The following is an 18,013-nucleotide window of genomic DNA, read 5'->3' on the forward strand; positions in this document are numbered from 1 at the left end:
GTCCTTCGACAGGCTCAGGATGAGCGGATGGTGACTTTCATCGGAGGTGTCCGATGAAAGGCGTTGGTACTGATATCGGCACGATCCATTTCGTCGGCATCGGCGGGATCGGCATGTCCGGCATTGCCGAGGTGATGCACAACCTGGGCTATCAGGTGCAGGGCAGCGACATTGCCGAAGGCTATGTGGTTGAAGGACTGCGCAAGCGCGGGATCAAGGTGATGATCGGCCATGCCGCCGAAAATCTTGGCGATGCGGCGGTGGTGGTCACCTCAACTGCGGTCAAGCGCACCAACCCCGAAGTCGCCGCCGCGCTGGAAAACCGCGTGCCGGTGGTCCGCCGCGCGGAAATGCTGGCCGAACTGATGCGGCTGAAGCGCACCGTTGCGGTGGCCGGCACCCATGGCAAGACCACCACGACCAGCATGGTCGCCGCGCTGCTCGATGCCGGCGGGGTCGATCCGACGGTGATCAACGGCGGGATCATCAACAGCTACGGCTCCAACGCGCGGCTGGGCGCCAGCGAGTGGATGGTGGTCGAAGCCGACGAGAGCGACGGTTCGTTCCTGCGGCTCGACGGGACCATCGCGGTGGTCACCAACATCGATCCCGAACACCTCGATCACTATGGCAGCTTCGATGCGGTGAAGGACGCCTTCGTCGAATTCATCGAAAACGTGCCGTTCTATGGCTGCGCAGTGCTGTGCATCGACCACCCCGAAGTCCAGGCGGTGATCCCCAAGGTGCGCGATCGCCGCGTGGTGACCTATGGCTTTTCCGCCCAGGCCGACGTGCGCGGCGAAAACGTCACCCCCTATCCCGGCGGCAACCGGTTCGATGCGGTGATCCGCCAGCGCGACGGCAGCCAGCGCCGGATCGAGGGGATCGAACTGCCGATGCCCGGTCGCCACAACGTCCAGAACGCACTCGCTGCGGTGGGCGTGGCGGTGGAGATGGGCTGCGAAGACGAGACAATCCAGACCGGCTTTTCCAAGTTCCACGGGGTCAAGCGGCGCTTCACCAAGGTGGGCGAAGTGGCCATCGACTCTGGGGCCGCCACGATCATCGACGACTATGGCCACCACCCGGTCGAAATCCGCGCCGTGCTGGCTGCTGCGCGCGAAGGAGTGGGTTCGGGCCGCGTGATCGCGGTGGTCCAGCCGCACCGCTTCACCCGCCTGCGGGACCACCTGGAGGAGTTCGAGGCCGCCTTCAACGACGCCGACATGGTCTATGCCGCGCCGGTCTATGCCGCTGGCGAGGCGCCGATCGACGGCATCGATTCAGACGTCATGGTCGCGGGCATGAAGGCGCGCGGGCACCGCTCGGCCCAGGTCGTCGCCGGGCCGGAAGCTTTGGCCGATGCGCTGGCCGATGTGGTCCAGAGCGGCGACATGGTGGTCTGTCTGGGTGCGGGCGATATCACCAAGTGGGCGGCAGGCCTGGCTGATGCGATTGCCAAGCGGAGGGGCGGGTGACAACAACCACGCTTCCCAAGGTTGCGGGCAAACTGACCCCGAACGCCCCGCTGGCTCCGCTGGTCTGGTTCAAGAGCGGCGGCGTGGCCCAGTGGCTGTTTGAGCCCAGGGATGTGACCGACCTGCAGGCCTTCCTGCGCGATCTCGATCCGGCGGTGCCGGTGATGGCGCTGGGGCTGGGCAGCAATCTGATCGTTCGCGATGGCGGAGTGCCCGGCGTGGTCGTGCGGCTGGGCAAGGCCTTTGCCAAAGTCAGCAAGAGCGCCGAGCTGACGCTGGATTGCGGGGCCGGGGCCAGCGGCATTCTGGTATCCTCGACCGCCCGCGACGAGCAGATCGCCGGGCTTGAATTCCTGCGTTCGATCCCTGGCACGGTCGGCGGGTTCGTGCGGATGAACGGCGGCGCCTATGGCGGCGAAGTGAAGGACATTCTGGTCGATTGCGATGTGGTGCTGCGCGATGGATCGCTGGTGACACTGCCGGTCGCCGACCTCGGCTACACCTACCGCCACAGCGAACTGCCCGAAGGTGCCATCGTGGTCGCGGCGCGGTTCAGGGGCCGTGCGGGCCTGAGCGCCGAGATCCAGGCCGAGATGGACCGCATTTCCGCCAGCCGCGAAGCCAGCCAGCCGCTGCGCAGCAAGACCGGCGGCAGCACTTTCAAGAACCCGGGCGAGAAGAAGGCCTGGCAACTGGTTGATGAGGCCGGCTGCCGGGGGCTGACCCTGGGAGGCGCGCAGGTCAGCGAAAAGCACTGCAACTTCCTGCTCAACCTGGGCGAGGCCACCAGCGCCGATATCGAAGCGCTGGGCGAGGAAGTGCGGCGGCGGGTCAAGGACAAGTCGGGCGTGACGCTCGAATGGGAAATCCAGCGCGTTGGCACCTGTGCCAGAGCGTCAGACAATCAGCAGGTGGGTAACAAGTGACGCTTCCGAAACTCCATATCGCGGTGCTGATGGGCGGCTGGTCGAACGAACGGCCGGTCTCGCTGATGAGCGGGGAGGGCGTCGCCACGGCGCTGGAAGCGCGCGGGCATCAGGTCACCCGGATCGACATGGACCGCGACGTTGCGGCCCGGCTTGCCGCGACCAAGCCTGACGTGGTGTTCAATGCGCTGCACGGCACCCCCGGTGAGGACGGTTCGGTCCAGGGCATGATGGACCTGATGGGGCTGACCTATACCCATTCGGGCATGGTCGCCTCGGTCATCGCGATCGACAAGGAACTGACCAAGCAGGCACTGGTCCCGCACGGTGTGCCGATGCCGGGCGGGCGGATCGTGCCGGTCAGCGAGATCTACCAGAAGGACCCGCTGGAGCGGCCCTATGTGCTGAAACCGGTCAACGAAGGCTCTTCGGTGGGGGTGGCGATCGTCACCGCCGAGGGCAATTATGGCAACCCGATCAGCCCCGCTGCCAAGGGTCCTTGGCAGGAATTCGACAGCCTGCTGGCCGAACCCTATATCCGCGGGCGCGAGCTGACCACGGCGGTGCTGGGTGACAAGGCCTTGATGGTCACCGAGCTGCGCCCGAAAAGCGGGTTCTACGATTTCGACGCCAAATATACCGAGGGCATGACCGAGCATGTCTGCCCGGCCGAGATCCCCGACGAAATCACCCAGGCCTGTCTTGAACTGGCGCTGCGCTGCCACCGGCTGCTGGGTTGCAGCGGGTGCAGCCGCACCGACTTCCGTTGGGACGACACGCAGGGACTGGACGGACTGTTCGTGCTGGAAACCAACACCCAGCCGGGGATGACCCCGCTCAGCCTGGTGCCCGAACAGGCGCGGCACCTGGGGATCGAATACGGCGAACTGGTCGAGATCATCATTGCTGATGCTCTGGCCGCCAAGGGGAAGCGCAAGTGAGCGGGCAGAAGATCAGGCGTGGCGGCAAAAGCGTGCGCAAGGCTGCGGCCGCGCAGAACAAGTCGCGGCAGGTCCGCGCCGCGCGCGCCCGCACCGGATCGGCGATTGACAGCCTGATGGCGGTCCAGCCGTTCAGCGAGGGGCAGCTGCACCGGATCTTCCTGGCGATGATCCTGGGCGCCGCGGCGGTATTGCTGTGGATGGTGGCCAGCTTTGCCGGGCTGCCGGCCATGGCCCGTGAACAGATGGTCCAGCTTTCGCACCAGTCGGGTTTTGAGCTGCACAACGTCAACGTGCGCGGCACCAATCATCTCAACGAACTGAAGGTCTATCAGATCGCGCTGGCCGATCGTGACCGGGCGATGCCGTTCATTGATCTGCACGCGGTGCGTGGGCGGCTGATGGAACTGTCGTGGGTGGAAGACGCGCGGGTTTCGCGCCAGCTGCCCGATACCTTGGTGATCGACGTGGTTGAGCGCAAGCCGGTCGCGGTGCTGGCCAAGCCCAACCGGCTGGTGCTGATCGACATGACCGGGCGTGAGCTTGAACCTGTCTCGGCCGAGCGCGCCAAGGGCAAGCTGGTGCTGTCGGGTCCCGGCGCAGGCAAGCAGGTCAAGACGCTGGTTGCCTTGCTGGATGCGGCACCCGCACTGAAGCCGCAAATCAAGGGCGCCGAATGGGTCGGCAACCGCCGCTGGAACCTGTCGTTCAAGACCGGCCAGATGCTGGCGCTGCCCGAAGGCGAGCAGGATTCCGCCAAGGCGCTGACCACCTTCGCCCAGCTTGACGGGCGCAACCGCCTGCTGGGCGGCAAGGCCGTGGCGTTCGATATGCGCGCGACCGACCGGATCTATTTCCGCATGCCCAGCCGGGTCGATTCCACCGAACAGGCCAGCGCGGCACCGCGCCCCAGCGCCAGCCCGGCTGCCAGTGCAGCGGCCAAGCCTGCCGAAAAGGACAAGAACTGATGGCTGCTCCCCGCATTGCGAAGGTCTTTGGCGCGGTCAACATCGGCTCGTTCCGGATTTCCGCGATGATTGCCGGGCTGAGCGAGACCGGCGAAATGATGGTGCTGGGATCGGGCCACCGCGCCGCGCAGGGGATCAAGCGCGGCTATGTTACCGATATGGCCGCCGCGACCTACGCCGTGCGCGATGCGATCGAACGCGCTGAAAAGATGGCCAACACCTCGATCCAGTCGGTCTGGATCGGCTGTTCGGGCGCGGGGCTGGCCAGCCAGGTCGCCCAGGTAGAGGTCGATATCGGCGGACGCCGGATCGAGGCGGACGATGTCGATCACCTGCTGGTGGCGGCGCGCGACGTGATCCAGCCGGACGGGCGGATGGTGCTGCATGCCCAGCCGGCGCACTATACGCTGGATGGCGCTGACGGGGTGGCCGATCCCAAGGGGCTGCACGCCGAACGGCTGGGGGTGGATATCCACGTAATGCTGGCCGATGGCGCGCCGATCCGCAACATCACCGAAGCGGTCCAGAATGCGCACCTTGATGTCGAGGCGGTGGTCGGATCGCCGATCGCGGCGGGCCATGCCTGCCTGTCGTCGGAAGAGCGCGAGCTGGGCGTGGCGCTGGTCGAATTCGGCGGCGAGGTGACCAATGTCTCGGTCTATGCCGCCGGCATGCTGCTGGGGCTGGTAACGATCCCGCTGGGTTCGGGCGATGTGACCGATGCGATTGCCAGCGCCTTCGGGATCCGCCGGTTCCAGGCTGAACGGCTGAAATGCGTCCACGGTTCGGCAATCGCCAGCCCGTCGGATCACCGTGAGATGATCCCGGTCAACGCGCCGGGTGAAGAGGCCAGCGGCCCTGCCGCGCGCCATGCCGACGACAAGAATCGCGTGCCGCGCGCTGAACTGGTTTCGGTGATCACCACCCAGCTGGGCACCTGGATGGAAGAGGTATCCAAGGCGCTGAAGGGGCTGGGCTTTACCGGCCAGCGCGGGCAGCTGGTGGTGCTGACCGGGGGCGGGGCGGAATTGGCCGGGCTGGCCGACTATGCCCAGGCCGCGCTGGGCAAGCCGGTGCGGATCGGGCGGCCCCAGCAGGTCAAAGGTCTGGCCGAAGCCCATGCCACCCCGGGATTTTCCACCCTGGCGGGGCTGGTGATCTATGCCGCGGCCGATCCGATCGACATTCGCAGCGTCGGTCCCCGGTTCCAGCCGGTGATCCGCTACAAGGGATTGGGACTGGTCAACCGGCTGTATCAGGCCGTGCGTGAGTATTTTTGAGGGCTGGCGGCTGTGGACAAAGGACTTTGCGGCTTTGCGTCGCGGATTCGTTGGGTGCAAGAAACCTGTTAACTGTAAGAGCTGTATCCGCCGTGCGGACAGGAGAGCGTAGATGAGCATCAATATCGGAGCCCCCGCAGTCGAAGAGCTGCGTCCCCGGATTACCGTAATCGGGGTTGGCGGTGCCGGTGGCAACGCGATCGGCAACATGATCGCGGCCGGGATCGAAGGTGTCGATTTCGTGGTGGCCAACACCGATGCCCAGGCGCTGAACAATTCGGTGGCCGAACACCGGATCCAGCTGGGTACCGATATCACCCAGGGTCTTGGCGCCGGCGCCCGCCCCGAAGTGGGCCGCGCGGCGGCTGAGGAAAGCCTGGCCGAGATCGACCGCGCGCTGGAAGGCGTGCACATGTGCTTCATCGCCGCCGGGATGGGCGGCGGCACCGGCACCGGCGCGGCGCCGGTGGTGGCCAAGGCGGCGCGCGAAAAGGGCGTGCTGACCGTTGGCGTGGTGACCAAGCCGTTTCTGTTCGAAGGCACCCGCCGGATGCGCGCAGCCGAAGCCGGGATCGAGGAACTGCAGAAGCACGTCGATACGCTGATCGTCATTCCCAACCAGAACCTGTTCCTGGTCGCCAAGGCGGAAACCACCTTCAAGGAAGCCTTCCAGATGGCTGACGAGGTGCTCCAGCAGGGGGTGCGCTCGATCACCGACCTGATGGTCATGCCGGGCCTGATCAACCTCGACTTTGCCGACGTCCGTTCGGTCATGGCCGAAATGGGCAAGGCAATGATGGGTACGGGCGAAGGCCACGGCGAAAACCGCGCGCTCGAAGCCGCGGAAAAGGCGATTGCCAACCCGCTGCTCGATGGCGTGTCGATGCAGGGTGCCAAGGGCGTGATCATCTCGATCATCGGCGGCGAAGACATGAAGCTGCTGGAAGTCGACGAAGCCGCGAACCACATCCGCGAACTGGTCGATCCCAACGCCAACATCATCTGGGGCAGTGCCTTCAACCCCGATCTGCAGGGCAAGATCCGCGTTTCGGTGGTTGCCACCGGGATCGAACAGACCGCCAGCCAGGCCGAGGAAGCATCTTCGCGGCCGTTCGGGCTGGGCGGACCCTCGCGCGGGCCGGTGCGTCCGGCAGTTGCCGCACCGGTCGCGGCTGAACCGCTGTTCGACCGCGCCAAGGAGGCCGAGCCTGAGCCGGAAGCAGCTGCCCCGGAATCCGAGCCGGAACCGGCGGCTCCGGCGGTAGAGGCTGACGATGACTGGGATCTGCCGCAGCTTTCGGATGACGAAGGCGACGATGGCGACGAAGGCGAACCGCTTGAGCTTGAACTCGAAGCCGAAGCGGCTGCGGCGTCCGGACAGGGCGACGAATTGCTGCTCGATGCCTCGCGCCTGGTTGAGGAAGACAAGCAGGTTGCCGCTCCGGGTGGCCGTCGCCGCGGGCTGGTGTCCAGTGATGACGATACCGTAACCGAAGGCCATGCCGGCTTTGGCGATCTTGGCGGCGGCGATGCGCCCGAAGCTGGCGATGCGCCAGCGGCTGGATCGGGTGGTTCGACCGGTGGCGGTGGCGGTGGTGGCGGGGACGGCGATGTCACTGCCAAGAAGCAGCCCCGGCTGGGCGGCGGTGCCACTCTGTTCGAACGGATGGCCAACCTTTCGCGTGGCGGTTCGCGTTCGGACGATGATGACGACGATGACGATAACGACGGCGGGCCGTCGATTTCGATCCCGCGTTTCCTCGGCCGCCAGAACAACCAGTAAGCCCGCGCTGCTTTCCGCGTTAGGCGGCGGTTCAGCCGCACCGTGGCAGTGGTCGCGCGAAGACGCTTGCATGGCTTTCTGAAAAGGTACACCGCACAGCCCATGTTCGACCGATCCGGCCCCAATCTGGCGCGATGGGCCCTGCTGGGCGGGGCGGGGCTGGCGTGGACCGTGCTGGCGGGGCCAGCGGCAGCGCAGGTCAGCACTCCGCCGGCGGTCAGCCAGCCGGTGGTGCAGAAATTGCCCACTGTATCGCCGGGCATGCGGCTTAACGAAGCGCTCAATCTGCTGGCCCGCAATCCGCAGGATCTCGAAGCGCTGATCGCCGCAGGGCGGGCTTCGCTCGATCTGGGCGATGTCCAGGCCGCGATCGGCTTTTTCCAGCGGGCCGATACGCTGTGGCCGGGCAGCGGCCGGGTTCGTTCCGGGCTGGCGGGGGCCTATGCCCTGGCCAACGATCCGGTCGCCGCGATCGAGATGTTCGATCAGGCCGAAAAGCTGGGTCCGATCGATGCCGAGCGGCTGGCCGATCGCGGGCTGGCCTATGACCTGGTCGGCGATCCGCGCACTGCGCAGCTCTATTACCGCCGCTCGCTGGCGCTGGAAGACCGCGACGAAACGCAGCGGCGCTATGCCATCAGCCAGGCGATCGCGGGTGACCGGCGGGGCATGGAGAGCACGCTGGGGCCACTGATCCAGCGTCAGGACAAGGCCGCCTGGCGCAGCCGCGCCTTTGCGCTGGCGATCCTGGGCAATGCCGAAGAGGCGCAGAACATCGCCCGCCAGACCCTGCCGGCGCAGATGGCAGACGCGCTCAGCGGCTATCTGGGCTTCATGCCGCGGCTGACCCGCGCCCAGCAGGCCGCCGCCGCCAATCTGGGCAGTTTCCCGCGTGCCGCCGAAATCGGCCGGGATGATCCCCGCATCGCGCGCTATGCGCCGCCCCAGGCCACCCTGGCCAGCGCCGATCCGGTTCCGGTCAATGTTAATCCGGTGACCAAAGGCAAGGACAAGGGCAAAGGCAAGGACAAGCCCAAGGATTCGGGCAAGTCCAAACCGGTCCAGATCGCCAAGGCACCCGAGCCGCCGGTGCCGCAGGTCGGCCGCGAAGTGAATGGCAAGCCGGTGCAACTGGCCAGCGCGACCCCGCCGCCCGCGCCACCGCCAGTGCGGGTAGTGCCGACACCGCCACCGCCACCTCCGCCACCGCCACCACCGCCGCCAGCTCCTGTGCCGGCACCCGTCCCGGCGCCTGTTCCGGTGCCGGTCCCGGTCCCGCCAGCTCCGGTGCCAGCACCGGTTGCCGGGCCCGGCTTTGCCTCGATCGACCAGGGCGGGGCACCGTTCGATCTGCGCAAGCCCGCGCCCACGCCCAAGCCGCCGGCCGCGCCCAGGGGGGATAGCCTTGACGAGGCCTTCGCCGGGTTCACCGCCCCCAGCCGCGAGATTGAGCCCAAGGCTGGGGCGGTCGATATCCGCAAGGTCAAGCCCGTGGTTCCTGCGGCCAAGGACCCGGCAAAGGATCCCAAGGCGCTGGACCCCAAGGCCAAGGACGCCAAGACCGATCCCAAGGCCAAGGATGCAAAGGGCAAGGACACGAAGGAGACCAAGCCCAGCCACCCGAGCCGAATATGGGTGCAGGTAGCGACCGGGCGCGACAAGGCGGCCCTGGGCTTTGACTGGCGCAAGCTGGCGCGCGAGGAGCCCGAACTGTTCAAGGGGCTGCGGCCCAACGTGACCGCCTGGGGGCAGGCCAACCGCCTGCTCGCCGGGCCTTTCGCCAGCCAGAAAGAGGCTGCGGCCTTCCTTGCCAAGCTCAAGAAAGCGGGAGTTTCCGGGGCTTTCGTCTGGACCAGCCCGGCCGGCCAGGTGGTCGATGCGCTGGGTGCGGGCAAGTAACCGGCGCGATCCTTTTCCACACCCTGTAAACAGGCTTGTGCAGTTATGCGCAAGGCAGCGCTCTGACGTCATTGCCCCATTGCCCCTGCCCGAAGCATTGAGCCTGACATGATCGAGGGCAATCGCGACTACGAAGGACACGACGACGCGGCACCCGTCGATATGCTCGCGTCGCTGTTCGAAGCGCGCGGCTGGCCCTGCGAATTCGTCGGCGAGGACGAGATTTCGGGCGAGATCAAAGGCAGCTGGGCCAGCTATACCTTGCGCGGGGTCTGGCGGCGAGAGGATCACGTGCTGCAGCTGCTGTGCCTGCCCGACATCCGCGTCCCCGACGACAAGCGCGGCGCTGTGCATGAGCTGCTGGCGCTGGTCAACGAACAGCTGTGGGTCGGCCACTTCGATCTGTGGTCGAACGGTTCGGTGCTGCTCTATCGCCACGGACTGCTGCTGGGTGACGAGGGTCTGCTGAGCCTTGGTCAGGCGCAGGTCGCGGTTGAGGCTGCGGTGGAGGAGTGTGACCGGTTCTATCCGGCCTTCCAGTTCGTGCTGTGGGGTGACAAGAGCCCGGCGGATGCTCTGGCCAGCTCACTGGTGGATGCGGCGGGCGAGGCCTGAGGCCAGCCGGGGAGCCGGGGGGTGAACCGATGACGCAGAAACCGTTCACTGTCGCTTATGGCGGGCTGCCGCTGGAAGGCGAGGCGCGCGATGGCGAGCTGACCTGGCAAACCCTGATCTGTGCCGACCGCACCCCAAGCGGATCGCTGGTGGTGGGTGTGGCCGAATTTCCGCCGGGCGGGCACCTCAAGTTCCATCGCCACGATCCGGCCGAATTCTATTTCTGCCTGGCCGGTTCGGCGGTGGTCTATGCCGATGACCAAGAGTTTGAACTGCGGCCCGACGTCGCCGCCTTCATCCCCAGCCGCGCCGAGCATGCGATCGTTGCCGGGCCGGACGGGCTGAAGCTGCTCTATGGCTTCGCGCGCGACCGGTTTGCCGGCATCGAATACGATTATACCGGCCGGCCTTTGGGTTGATCCGGCACCTGCAAACCGCTTTCCTACCGCGCGATCCGCTGCCATTGTCTGCTTTCCGGCAGGAATAGGGGCCTTTTTGGTTTTCTGGACCCTGTCAACTTTGTGAAGTTCCACCAACCGTCTGGCACTGGCGGTTGGGAGCGTGGAGACATTTCGTGGCGATATTGATCTTGGGCTGCGGCAATATGGGCGGGGCGATGCTGGCCGGCTGGCTGGCTGCAGGAATGGATCCGGCGCACTTTACCGTGGTCGATCCGTTTCTGGCTGAAGCGCCCCAGGGGGTGCGGCTGCTGCGCGCCGTGCCGAACGAACGATTTGAACTGGTGCTGCTGGGCGTCAAGCCGCAGGCGCTGGACGATGCAGTGCCGGCGCTGGTCCGGGCAGTGGGGCCGCAGACCGTGCTGCTATCGATCCTGGCCGGAACCGAGATTGCCAGTCTGGCCGCGCGCCTGCCGGGGGCACGGGCGGTGGTGCGGGTCATGCCCAACCTGGCTGCGGCAATCGGCAAGTCACCGATCGGGCTGTTCGGGCAGGGACTGGACGCAGCCACGCAGGCTCGGATCGAGGCGCTGCTGGCGCCGCTCGGCACGCTGGAATGGCTGGCTCGCGAGGATCAGCTGGATGTGGTCACCGCGCTGGCCGGATCGGGCCCGGCCTTCGTCTATCGCTTCATCGATGCCCTGGCGGCGGGCGGGGCCGAGCTGGGGCTGGCGCCCGAACAGGCGCAGCGGCTGGCTCTGGCCATGGTCGAAGGCGCGGCGCGGCTGGCTGCTGAGGCCGATGCCAGCCCGGAAGAGCTGGCCCGCCGCGTGACCAGTCCGGGCGGTACCACCGCGGCCGGGCTGGCCGTGCTCGATGCCGATCGGGCGCTCGCCGGGCTGGTCGAGGCGACCTTGCGTGCCGCACGCGATCGCGGGGCAGAGCTGGCAGCGGCGGCGCGCGGCTGAACCCGATACATTTTGCGACAATCACGGCTGTCCGGTTTTGCTTGAAACCGGAGCGGTTTGATCCGATATTTGCCACATCGCCCCTATTTCGGGGCGGCAAAGGAGTTGACAATGGCTGACTGGAATGAACCCCGGCCCGGCACCCGCAGTCCCTTCGGGGGCGCGACCATCAACGGTGACCTGATCGGCGCAGGCGCGCGCGACGAAGGGCTGCGCCGTTACATGCTGTCGATCTACAATTACATGGCCTCGGGCGTCCTGCTGACCGGCGTTGTCGCGCTGCTGTTCGCGACCTCGGGCATGGCCGCCGCGCTGTTCGGCACCCCGCTGCGCTGGCTGGTTGCGCTGGCTCCGCTTGGCTTCATCATGGCGATGAGCTTTGGCCTCAACCGGATGCAGACCGGCACGCTCAAGGCGCTGTTCTGGGCCTTTTGCGTGGTCATGGGCATGTCGATGTCCTCGATCTTCTTCATCTACACCGGGTCCTCGATCGCGCTGACCTTCTTCGCCACGGCGGGTGCCTTTGCCGGTCTCAGCCTCTATGGCTACACCACCAAGCGCAACCTTTCGGCGATGGGTGCCTTCATGGTGATGGGCCTGGTCGGGATCATCCTGGCCATGCTGCTCAACCTGTTCCTGCAATCGAGCGGGCTGGCGCTGGCGATTTCGGTGCTGGGCGTGCTGATCTTCGCGGGCCTGACCGCCTGGGATACGCAGCGGCTGCGTGAAACCTATTTCCAGGTCCACGGCACCGACATGGTCCAGAAGGTGATCGTGATGGGTGCGCTGTCGCTCTATCTCGATTTCATCAACCTGTTCCAGTACCTGCTGAGCTTCCTGGGCGATCGCCGCTGATCCCACGGAAAGAACGGACAAACGTGCCCGGCGTGCCTTGCGGTGCGCCGGGCATTTGCTTTCCGAAACAAAGCGGTTAGGACTTGCATCGAATTCGATCATCGGCCTGCGCCAGCCGCAGGGTCGCAACCGGGACTGGGAACATGGCAATCCAACTTCGCAAGGCAATCATCATTGCAGCCGTGGGGCTGAGCGCAGCGGGGCTTGGCACCGCGCTTGAAGCCGGCAAGCCCAAGAAGGCGCCGCCCCCGCCTCCTCCTCCTCCGCCGCCGCCCTATGTCTTCGTGGCCTGGAAGCCGATCCCGCCCGAATGGGCCTCGCCCAACCTGTCCTACCGCCCGCTGGGGCCCGATGGCGTGCGGCTCAGCCCCAATCGCGGGATTTCCGCCGCCCAGACGCTGTGGAACCTGCGTTCGGCCTACAATGTCGCGGCGCTGAACTGCCGCGATCCGAAACACGCGGAAATCCTGGTCAACTACAAGGTGTTCCTGAAGGCCCATGCCAAGACCTTGCGCGCGGCCAATACCAAGGTTGATGCCGAATTTCGCGCCAGGCACGGCGCGGGTTTCGTCAAGCACCGCGAAAAGTTCATGACCGAGGTCTATAATCATTTCGCTCTGCCACCGGTCCTGCCGGCATTCTGCAATGCCGCGCTGGCGATGAGCAAGGATGCCAAGGTGGTGAAATCGGCGAACCTTTCTGCTTTTGCCACCACCGCGATCCCGAACCTGGAAATCGTGTTCGACGATTTCTTCAAGCGGTACGATCAGTACCGGCTGGATATGGCGGCCTGGGAAGCCAAGTGGGGCAAGGATGCGCCGCAAGGCACGCGGGTGCTGGCATCGTCGATCCCGATCGTCAATCCGGTGGTCGCCGCGCCGAAGTAACTTTGCTCTTCCAACCGCGCGGCACCTTCGCTAATGGGGCCGCTCGCGCGAGGGGGCAGCTCCTCGCACTCGCACTGGAACGGGGCCGTAGCTCAGATGGGAGAGCGCGTCGTTCGCAATGACGAGGTCAGGGGTTCGATCCCCCTCGGCTCCACCAGTGCCCAAAAATCCCGCAGATTTGCACGAAATCCCGGAAATCCGGGCCTTTCTTAACGCTCTTGCTACCCACAGGTGTTACACATCGGGTATGTCAGAGATGGGAAAACCTACAGGTCTGGTGAAGCGCAAGGGCAGTGCCATTTGGTATTTCCGACAGCGTTGTCCACGGCACCTCAAGGTGCCCGGCTCACCCGCTGACATCTGGATCAGCCTAGAGACCGCAAACTATGCGACCGCACTAACCCGGCTTGATGATGCCCGCCAAGAAGCGCAACGCCGCTTTGCCGCACCGCAATCACCAACTGGCATTTATTCGCGCACCGCACTGCCGTCATGGCCGAAGGATGACGACCTGCCGATGTTGTCGAGCGAACATGCAGCGCCGTTGTCGCGCGCCTTCCTTGCCGATGCGGTTCGGGAACTGGATAGTGAGGCTCCGGTCCCCGCCACTGTTGATGATGCTGACAAGGACGCATGGCGAACCGAACTGGAAAACATGTTGGCTCGACTGACAGGCCCCGAACCCGATGATGGCATCGACGATGTCGCCGGGGCCAGATTTGGGGTGTTGAGAAAGGCTAAGCTGCGGGCCGTGCCGGGCAGTGAACCTCTGCTCCTGTTGCACAACTACCTTCGTCGGGCGATGGCACAGTCCTGCAAGATCGAGCTTGCTCGCCTGAACGGGGACTATTCCGACCGCATCACTGATCGACTGTTTGCGAACTGTTTTGCCATCGGCACGGTCGAACACCGCGCTCCCTCACTTTTCGAGGTGGGAACGGTTACACCAAGCGGGGTAACTGAACGATCATTGGCCACGGCCACTGAGACCTACTTGGCGCAGTTGATGGCTATGCCAACCTCTGACAAGACCAAGGATCGCTATCGCGCGGAATTGAAGCACATTGCCGCTTTCTTCGGGCCAGACACGCCCGTTTGGCGCATTAATGCGGACGAATGTGACAGGTTTCGCGATAGCTTCGCGCTTCTGCCACCCAACTTCGAGGATAAGATCAGGGAGGGGAAGGACATTGCGACCATCGTCGCAACGCGCCGTGCAAACGATCCTGTGCTCGCGTATGCAACGCTGGAGAAATACCTTTCACAGTTGTCTCGTTTCCTGAAGTGGGCACATAGACGCGACTACATCGCAAAGAACTATGCGGAAGGGCTGAAGCCGCAGAGCGTCAAGCCCGACGGTTCGATGGCCAAGCTGCCGTTTGAGGATGTGGAGCTTCGCCGCATTTTCCAGCGTCCCATCTATACCGGCTGCCGAGACGACCGCCGGGGCTTCTCAAAGCCGGGGCCGAACATTGTGCGCCGCGCCCGCTATTGGGCACCGCTGATCGGGCTGTTCGCTGGCCTTCGCTGCGGTGAGATACTCCAGCTTACGACCGACCACTTCCGTGTATCGCCGGAAGGACACGACTTCATCGTTCTGACCCCGGACATGAAGCTGAAATCCGAAAATGCCATCCGAGAGATACCATTGCATCCGGTGCTGAAGGCAATCGGCCTTGTCGAATGGGTGCAGCGCAGGCGGGATCGCGGTGAATTGGCTCTGTTCCCCGAGGTGCCTGCCCATTCCAACTACGATGATCAAAGCTCCCGATTTTCTAAGTGGTTTGAGAGCGATCTCCGGCATTTCGATCTAGGTGAACGCCGCAAGAAGCTCACCTTTCATTCGTTCCGGCACACCTTCAAGCGGGCGCTGGACCGCGCAGATGTCCGCGAGGACAAGAAGGAAGAACTGTGCGGCTGGGCCAGAGGTTCAAGGACTAGCAGGCGCTACGGCATCGGGCTGGAAGCCGATGTTCTCAAGGCCAGCGTCGATGCCACGAAATACGATTTGGACCTTTCGCACCTCTACGAGCACGCCAAGCTGAACGACTGACCAACCGCTTACGAGATCGCCATGTCCGCGACAAAGTCAGAGACGGGCCGCACTCCGGTCACGTGCAGCCTGTCGCGGGCGCGGGTGCAGGCGACATAGAACAGGTGCCGCTCGGTCTCGAAGACTTCGCGCAGTTCGTCTTCATCGGTCGCTTCATCCACCCGCGATTGCAGCGGCAGAGCCTCATCATCGCAGGCCATGACGATTACCACCTTGAACTCCAGCCCTTTGGCGAGGTGCATGGTGCCAAGGGACACGCAGTCGCCGAAATCTTCGGCGCGCTCGGTTAGCTGCCGCCCTTCCAGTCCAGCCGCCGCAACGGCTTCGCGGGCGCGGGTCATGTATTCAGCGGAGCGGACGAACACGCCAATCTCTGCCGGGCTGATCCCGTCTTCGATGGCCGAGCGCAGGTAGGCTGCCACCTTCGCCGTTTCGTCAGCGTCGTCTGCACATTCGGCGATGGTCGGGGCCGGTCCCTCGAAGACCGATTGCGCACCCGTGCGGTCATCCTCGATGCCGTCCACGTCGCGGACCTTCTGCGGCAGGAGTTGGTCAGCCGCTTCCCTGATCTGGCGGGAGGTGCGATAGTTGATCCGCAGGCTCGATGACCTGCCCCGGACATCCACGCCCAAGGTGCGCCACGAGAACGGCAACTGGAAAATCCGCTGCCCAAGGTCTCCAGCAAAGAACAGCGAGTTCGGGCCGGACGAGATCGCGCCCATCATGCGCAGTTCCGAAACGCCCAAATCCTGGGCCTCGTCTACGATCACGTGGGAGAACGGTTTATCGGCCTTGTCCCTGAAGGCAGCATCGACGGCGGCGAATAGCTGCGAAGATGTCAGCAGGCCCCTTGCTGCCAAGGCCGCGCGGGCAGCCTCGAAGACTGGCCAGAGGGCTTCACGCTGTTTTGAGCCAAGGCGGTTGCGCCGCCCTATGCGCGGGACCTTCGCGTAGCTCACCAGATCGGGCAGGTTCCAAGCGTCCACAATCTGCCGCCATTCAGCGGTGACGAAGCGCTCGGACAGTTCGGTGTAGTCTAGATCGGCCATTGCGCGGGCCAGCGCGGCCTGCTGGGCATCAATCGTGGCAAGTGTGGCCCTGCGCCCCGTGGCAAGCTGAAAAAGCTCTGACGCGGCATCCTCGAAGGAAGCAATCGAAACGCGGTCCAGCTTGCCCGGATCGTCAGCGAGCAGAATTGCCAGCTTCGCCTTCAGGGCATTGGCAAGGGGACGCGAGAAGCTGGTGAGCAGCAAGCGGGCCTGCGCATCGTCGCGCACGGCACGAGCGGCGCGATGCAAGGCGACGATGGTCTTGCCTGTCCCAGCCGTGCCGGTAACGCGCGCCGGGCCGGAGAAGTCCCGCTCCACCACGCCGCGCTGGGACGGGTGCAGGAACACGCTCCATTTGTCCCAAGGGAAGTCCAGCGCAAGGCGCAGTTCCTCTTCGCTGGTGATGGTTTGGACGCGGCGGAGCGTATCGGGATGGGCGAAGGGGTCTGCGGTGGCAGGCTCCGGCGTCGGCAAGCGCCCCGTCGCGGCATAGTCTAGCAGCGCCTCTGCCACTTCGGCAGGGAGGCGGTCGCTCATGTGGAAGAAGCGGTCTTCGGTCCACGTACGGATGTCAGCGATCCAGTCGGAAGGCGTGCCGACATTCAGCAGGTCGTCTTCAGACAGGCCCGCGAAGATGGCCGGGGCCGGTGCAAACGCTGGCGCGGGCACGACGACAGGTTCTGGCCGAGCAACCACGGGTTGGGCAGGTGCGAAGAGCGGCCCGATTTCCTCGATCCGCTCATGGACTTCCACGATCTGGATTGCGCCCGTGCGCGGGTGCGCTTCGATCCGGCGACGGGAAGCCCACGCATAGGCATCATCATGATGATCGACATAGGCCAGCATGAAGCTCGCCTCGGTCTTGTGAATGATGATGCGGATGTCCTGATTGACCCGCACTGACCAGAAGTTGGGATCGCGGCTGTTCGTCAGCCGGTGCATCTGAAGGCCGGGATGCGCAGGGTTCAGTTGCAGGTCGAACGCTGCGGTCTTCGCGTGCTTTTGTTCCTGCCCATTGAGGCGGGCGAGGGCAGAGGTGAAGCTGTCGGCGATGTGGAAGTTCATTTGCGCCGCTTCTTTCTACGAGTTTTGCGTCTCCGAGCGGATGATACGGCCTTCGACCTTTTCCGCTCGATCTCGACTTCTTGCGGAGAAAAATCCTCGAAACTAAAAAACGACATTCTATCATTCAGCAGATAGAGCGTTTCTTCGACGTTCGGTAGGTCCGAGCGTGCAACGGTCGAAAAGCGAATTGTCTTTTTGACTGGATCAGAGGTGCTTTGGACGACGAAGTAGACTGTTTGATTGTGATTGGTGCACTTCTTAACAATGCAGCGATCCCAGCCATCCCCGGTCAGCGGTGTTTGAACAAGCACGGTGTCCGTGCTGTCGGATGGAACTAGTATGTGGTCGGTCGCGCTCAATTGTTTCCGGCGGTTCACCCCGTCGATTAGAAGCCTTCGCGCTTCTTCGCGTGCGCGCAAGAGGCGGGCAACACTCTCTAGCAGTGGCGTTGTCCGGTCATGGCTTACAATACCGTTCGCCACTGGTGCTGAAGCGCCCGGCTCAACCACCGAAGGGTAGGCGTTATCTGTGCACGGATGCTTCGGCCAAGGCGGGCCGAGGTCATCGAAGAACACGCGACTGCCGAAATCGTTTTGGTAGAAGAACACTCTTGCGCCACAAACCGGGCAGTTCGCGTTGGGAACTGTGATGGATGCGCGCCTGCCATCGGCAATGCGAATGGCAATCGGTGACGATGATGGTGAAGGGGAAGATGGACGCGCAAATGGGCGCACGGGTGGCGAATGATAACGTCCGCCCCAATCATCGCGGTCAACCCAATGGCCTTCAACCCAATGCGCGCCGTATCTCCCGCTGCGCCAGTGCCCATCGCGCCAAAAGCGGGTCAT

At 64.5% G+C, this 18,013-nt stretch carries 15 protein-coding genes and 1 tRNA gene; 14 read left to right on the forward strand and 2 right to left on the reverse strand.

Annotated features, from left to right (window positions below; genetic code table 11):
• Positions 1-53 precede the first annotated feature (53 nt).
• The 14 genes from murC (at position 54) to IT549_RS04740 (ending at position 15,051) form a co-directional block, all read left to right on the forward strand.
• A complete protein-coding gene (gene murC, locus IT549_RS04675; protein ID WP_292970311.1) occupies positions 54-1,478 on the forward strand; it encodes a UDP-N-acetylmuramate--L-alanine ligase in 1,425 nt (474 codons plus the stop codon).
• Positions 1,475-2,404: a UDP-N-acetylmuramate dehydrogenase gene (murB, locus tag IT549_RS04680; RefSeq protein ID WP_292970313.1), complete on the forward strand. Its 930-nt coding sequence runs from the start codon at positions 1,475-1,477 to the stop codon at positions 2,402-2,404. Before murC ends, murB begins: the two co-directional genes overlap by 4 nt.
• The gene (locus IT549_RS04685) at positions 2,401-3,345 is read left to right on the forward strand and encodes a D-alanine--D-alanine ligase (protein WP_292970315.1); all 945 of its coding nucleotides are present in this window, start codon (positions 2,401-2,403) and stop codon (positions 3,343-3,345) included. The genes murB and IT549_RS04685 overlap by 4 nt, the downstream gene beginning before the upstream one ends.
• Positions 3,342-4,313, forward strand: coding sequence for an FtsQ-type POTRA domain-containing protein (locus IT549_RS04690; RefSeq protein WP_292970317.1), 972 nt, complete (start codon positions 3,342-3,344; stop codon positions 4,311-4,313). The genes IT549_RS04685 and IT549_RS04690 overlap by 4 nt, the downstream gene beginning before the upstream one ends.
• Entirely contained in the window at positions 4,313-5,593 is a 1,281-nt protein-coding gene (gene ftsA, locus IT549_RS04695) for a cell division protein FtsA (protein WP_292970319.1), read from the forward strand. The genes IT549_RS04690 and ftsA overlap by 1 nt, the downstream gene beginning before the upstream one ends.
• A gap of 112 nt (positions 5,594-5,705) precedes the next feature.
• Positions 5,706-7,376: a cell division protein FtsZ gene (gene ftsZ / locus IT549_RS04700; RefSeq protein WP_292970321.1), complete on the forward strand. Its 1,671-nt coding sequence runs from the start codon at positions 5,706-5,708 to the stop codon at positions 7,374-7,376.
• A gap of 102 nt (positions 7,377-7,478) precedes the next feature.
• Entirely contained in the window at positions 7,479-9,275 is a 1,797-nt protein-coding gene (locus IT549_RS04705) for an SPOR domain-containing protein (protein ID WP_292970322.1), read from the forward strand.
• A gap of 108 nt (positions 9,276-9,383) precedes the next feature.
• Complete coding sequence (locus IT549_RS04710) at positions 9,384-9,890, forward strand: YbjN domain-containing protein (RefSeq protein ID WP_292970324.1); 507 nt, start codon at positions 9,384-9,386, stop codon at positions 9,888-9,890.
• Positions 9,891-9,919: 29 nt separating this feature from the next.
• A complete protein-coding gene (locus tag IT549_RS04715; RefSeq protein ID WP_292970326.1) occupies positions 9,920-10,309 on the forward strand; it encodes a cupin domain-containing protein in 390 nt (129 codons plus the stop codon).
• Between the two features lie 155 nt (positions 10,310-10,464).
• Positions 10,465-11,256 carry a pyrroline-5-carboxylate reductase gene (proC, locus tag IT549_RS04720; protein WP_292970328.1) on the forward strand — a complete coding sequence of 264 codons (792 nt, stop codon included), beginning with the start codon at positions 10,465-10,467 and terminating at the stop codon, positions 11,254-11,256.
• Between the two features lie 111 nt (positions 11,257-11,367).
• Complete coding sequence (locus tag IT549_RS04725) at positions 11,368-12,111, forward strand: Bax inhibitor-1/YccA family protein (RefSeq protein ID WP_292970330.1); 744 nt, start codon at positions 11,368-11,370, stop codon at positions 12,109-12,111.
• 143 nt (positions 12,112-12,254) lie between these two features.
• Positions 12,255-12,998, forward strand: coding sequence for a hypothetical protein (locus tag IT549_RS04730; protein ID WP_292970332.1), 744 nt, complete (start codon positions 12,255-12,257; stop codon positions 12,996-12,998).
• 81 nt (positions 12,999-13,079) lie between these two features.
• A tRNA-Ala gene (locus IT549_RS04735) sits at positions 13,080-13,155 on the forward strand.
• A gap of 99 nt (positions 13,156-13,254) precedes the next feature.
• The gene (locus IT549_RS04740) at positions 13,255-15,051 is read left to right on the forward strand and encodes a site-specific integrase (RefSeq protein WP_292970334.1); all 1,797 of its coding nucleotides are present in this window, start codon (positions 13,255-13,257) and stop codon (positions 15,049-15,051) included.
• An 8-nt stretch (positions 15,052-15,059) separates the two neighbouring features.
• On the opposite strand, the gene IT549_RS04745 is transcribed toward IT549_RS04740, so the two are convergent.
• A complete protein-coding gene (locus IT549_RS04745) occupies positions 15,060-17,165 on the reverse strand; it encodes a 3'-5' exonuclease (protein WP_292970336.1) in 2,106 nt (701 codons plus the stop codon).
• A complete protein-coding gene (locus IT549_RS04750) occupies positions 17,162-18,013 on the reverse strand; it encodes a YXWGXW repeat-containing protein (RefSeq protein ID WP_292970338.1) in 852 nt (283 codons plus the stop codon). The genes IT549_RS04745 and IT549_RS04750 overlap by 4 nt, the downstream gene beginning before the upstream one ends.

Origin of the sequence: Novosphingobium sp., from assembly GCF_020852455.1 — a bacterium.
GTDB lineage: Bacteria > Pseudomonadota > Alphaproteobacteria > Sphingomonadales > Sphingomonadaceae > Novosphingobium.

Bases quoted from the DNA above. Each gene is read 5' to 3' on its own strand.
- murC (WP_292970311.1), top strand. From the start codon at position 54: ATGAAAGGCGTTGGTACTGATATCGGCACGATCCATTTCGTCGGCATC.
- ftsA (WP_292970319.1), top strand. From the start codon at position 4,313: ATGGCTGCTCCCCGCATTGCGAAGGTCTTTGGCGCGGTCAACATCGGC.
- ftsZ (WP_292970321.1), top strand. From the start codon at position 5,706: ATGAGCATCAATATCGGAGCCCCCGCAGTCGAAGAGCTGCGTCCCCGG.
- IT549_RS04705 (WP_292970322.1), top strand. From the start codon at position 7,479: ATGTTCGACCGATCCGGCCCCAATCTGGCGCGATGGGCCCTGCTGGGC.
- IT549_RS04710 (WP_292970324.1), top strand. From the start codon at position 9,384: ATGATCGAGGGCAATCGCGACTACGAAGGACACGACGACGCGGCACCC.
- IT549_RS04715 (WP_292970326.1), top strand. From the start codon at position 9,920: ATGACGCAGAAACCGTTCACTGTCGCTTATGGCGGGCTGCCGCTGGAA.
- IT549_RS04725 (WP_292970330.1), top strand. From the start codon at position 11,368: ATGGCTGACTGGAATGAACCCCGGCCCGGCACCCGCAGTCCCTTCGGG.
- IT549_RS04730 (WP_292970332.1), top strand. From the start codon at position 12,255: ATGGCAATCCAACTTCGCAAGGCAATCATCATTGCAGCCGTGGGGCTG.
- IT549_RS04740 (WP_292970334.1), top strand. From the start codon at position 13,255: ATGGGAAAACCTACAGGTCTGGTGAAGCGCAAGGGCAGTGCCATTTGG.
- IT549_RS04745 (WP_292970336.1), bottom strand. From the start codon at position 17,165: ATGAACTTCCACATCGCCGACAGCTTCACCTCTGCCCTCGCCCGCCTC.
- IT549_RS04750 (WP_292970338.1), bottom strand. From the start codon at position 18,013: ATGACCCGCTTTTGGCGCGATGGGCACTGGCGCAGCGGGAGATACGGC.